This window comes from Deltaproteobacteria bacterium, from assembly GCA_016931625.1.
Lineage (GTDB): Bacteria > Myxococcota > XYA12-FULL-58-9 > XYA12-FULL-58-9 > JAFGEK01 > JAFGEK01.
In genome coordinates, this window is record JAFGEK010000078.1 from 1 (window position 1) to 2,640 (window position 2,640).

A 2,640-nucleotide genomic window follows, 5' to 3' on the forward strand; every position below is an offset into this window, starting at 1 on the left:
GAGTTTTACGTAACTCCTCGTCATTCCTACGAAAGTAGGAATCCAATTCCGATAAAAGTGAAAAATGAGACTAAGAGTCAGCTTAAGGCGGGGGCTTTGACCATCCCAGCATGGGACAGTAAATTACCCCACACATTGTTCAGCAATTATTAAGCAATAAAAGTGCCAATTATAAAATCCATACAATATTCAATAATTACCGATAAGCCATTTTGCCTATCGCGTACGCAAGTTTTTTGTTAGGCGGCTCAAACAAGCTGCTCAATGGTAAAATGGTCACTTAAAGGGTTAATAATTTTAACATCCTTAAATAAACGGCCGTCTTGCAAATCTTCACTTAATATAAATTTTACTTTATTTTGCTGGGCAACGGCCAAAAGCTGTGCGTCCCAATAGGCGATACTATGATCAATAACAATTCGCGCTGCCTGTGTGGTTACAACATCATTGATTGGTAGTATCAACCACGCTTGTGAAAAATTTTGCATGAGCATGCATGCTTCTTCGGTGGTCAATTTAGCTATTAGTTTACGCGTCACCACCGTAAAAAACTCGCCCATAATTTGCGCTGACAACACAATTTCATGCCGCTGCGTTAACTCTTGCAATAACTTAATGACACAAAGCTGTTTGGCGGTTTCACTGCGATCATAGGCATAAACAAGAATGTTGGTATCAAGAAGAACGCGACTCAACGTAATCCCCGATCATAGAGTTCATCGCGTGTCCAACTTCTGCCACCAACTACCGGCCCACGAGCGGCTACTTCATTTGAAAAAGCAATTAGCCTTGCATAGGCACGCTGGCGCTGCTCATCTTGTGACGTTTCTAAAATATCAAGACCATAATCAAGCGCCAAACGAATGATTTGCGCTTCAGCAACCGCATCGATTTTAGCGCGACGATTAATTCGCTTAGCCTGCTTGGCTGTCAGATAGACCTGTTTTCGTAATAAGCGCTGCATACAGTAATGTATACATTATCTTGCCAGTAATAACAAGCTAAGTTCAACTACGTATTTGGTTCTACTACTCGTTTAGAGGATTACGCACGCGCAGAAATGCAAAGCGGCGAAAATCACTGTCATTGGTGAACACACAAGTTACGTCGTTTTGTTTGTAGATGGTGGCAAGGTGTAGGTCTGGCACATCGTTACCGCGTGCTGGTGTCAATGCGGCAAGCTCACTGTATATCTCCCAGAAACCCTCTTGTTCGCCAATTGCGCGTACATGGCTCAGGCGCAAAAGTGCATCAATATTGCGCCGTGCTTCTTGGTCGCTAAGCGGTGACACAAAGATAGCCGGATGAGTCGAGATACGTAGATAGGCCATAATAGTCTGCCAGGCTAAACAGAAGAGCTCATGATTGCGCGCGCATCCTTGCAAAAATTTTGCAGCACGCTCGTGCTCTACGCAATTTTTATTCGAAGCATAAAGTAAGATGTTTACGTCAATGCTGTAGCTCACTTGCGTACACCCGTCGGTGTCTCATCGAGCGCTCGACGTAGCGCTTCTTTATCGCGCAGATCAACACGTGAGGCGCCCATTGATTGCGCCGTCCATTTAAAAACTGCGGGTTTGGTATTGGCGCTACGCGCCGCTAAAGCCTGAGACAACAGCTCACTAGCTATGTTACCTAGAGACTTGCCGGTACGGCGTTGCAGGTTTTTCATTTCTCGCAACACAGGCATAGAAATATCGAGGGTGGTTCTCATACATCTGATGCTACAAATGCGCGCATCAGATGTCAATATGCCCATGTATTTGGTTCTATCTATGTTTAATGAATTTGTTTATATATAATCGATGTTCTTTATATATTTTGGTTTTTTTTACATTACCATTTTGGCGCTTTTTCTTTTGCCGATTATCATAATAATTGACTCTAAATTGCGTACTGGCAGGTTTCTTTGGGTTTGGGCATTTGGCTCATTCGCAGTTGCGGCATTTTTTTGTCGTGATATTAAACAGCAACTTCCTAATTTATTTCATGTACCAGATAATATTTTAATTTATCATGCTCTGCGTCTCTTCTTGATGCTGTCATTATTTATTATTTATCGAACAATAACTCGTAAAATGACGCAACGTCATTAGCCCATATTCTTGATGTTATTCTTAGTGCTATTCTTAGTGCCTGTGCATTTCAGGGTTAGCCAGTAGCTTTTTAAACACTTTTGCAGGTCCACCAAAACCTAAAAGACTTTTTATAGGAACTGTGCCATCACCAGCCAATTTGTCGCAATATGCTAAAACGCCACTTCTCTCTTAGTAAGCTATCACCTTGACGTTCCCAGTTTTCTTTAATCATGGCCCCATGTTCAACTAGCATACGCGGATATTTTTTTTCTGAGTCATCATCATCGTATTCAACAATTTGCTTTTGCGGTATATCATCTTTACGAGGCGGTAAAATCAGCTCACGCTCTAAATCAACGTCGCTTAAACCCACATCGCTTACAAATGCTCTCTTATCAGTATCAGTATCAGTATAAACATGTGACTCTAGTTGTTCTGCATTTACTGCAATGGTAGTCAAATCTTTGGCCACTGAATAAAATCTGCAAAAAAACAAAATAACCAAAATAGATTACACAACTGCCATGTAGCTTCTAGCCAACTAATGAGTTTACGATGCCAA

6 protein-coding genes are annotated in these 2,640 nt (G+C 41.7%); 1 reads left to right on the plus strand and 5 read right to left on the minus strand.

Going from position 1 to position 2,640, the window contains the following annotated elements; all coding sequences use genetic code 11:
* Positions 1–248: 248 nt before the first annotated feature.
* From JW841_06980 to JW841_06995, 4 genes are all read right to left on the minus strand, one after another.
* Positions 249–695 carry a PIN domain-containing protein gene (locus JW841_06980; protein MBN1960673.1) on the minus strand — a complete coding sequence of 149 codons (447 nt, stop codon included), beginning with the start codon at positions 693–695 and terminating at the stop codon, positions 249–251.
* The gene (locus tag JW841_06985) at positions 692–964 is read right to left on the minus strand and encodes a hypothetical protein (GenBank protein MBN1960674.1); all 273 of its coding nucleotides are present in this window, start codon (positions 962–964) and stop codon (positions 692–694) included. Before JW841_06985 ends, JW841_06980 begins: the two co-directional genes overlap by 4 nt.
* A 64-nt stretch (positions 965–1,028) precedes the next feature.
* Positions 1,029–1,466: a PIN domain-containing protein gene (locus tag JW841_06990; GenBank protein ID MBN1960675.1), complete on the minus strand. Its 438-nt coding sequence runs from the start codon at positions 1,464–1,466 to the stop codon at positions 1,029–1,031.
* A complete protein-coding gene (locus JW841_06995; protein ID MBN1960676.1) occupies positions 1,463–1,714 on the minus strand; it encodes an antitoxin in 252 nt (83 codons plus the stop codon). Before JW841_06995 ends, JW841_06990 begins: the two co-directional genes overlap by 4 nt.
* Before the next feature lie 175 nt (positions 1,715–1,889).
* Between JW841_06995 and JW841_07000 the strand changes: the two genes are divergently transcribed.
* Positions 1,890–2,096, plus strand: a complete 207-nt coding sequence (locus JW841_07000; protein ID MBN1960677.1) for a hypothetical protein — start codon at positions 1,890–1,892, stop codon at positions 2,094–2,096.
* 127 nt (positions 2,097–2,223) lie between these two features.
* Here the strand turns inward: JW841_07000 and JW841_07005 are convergent, their stop codons facing one another.
* A complete protein-coding gene (locus JW841_07005) occupies positions 2,224–2,550 on the minus strand; it encodes a hypothetical protein (GenBank protein ID MBN1960678.1) in 327 nt (108 codons plus the stop codon).
* Positions 2,551–2,640 lie beyond the last annotated feature (90 nt).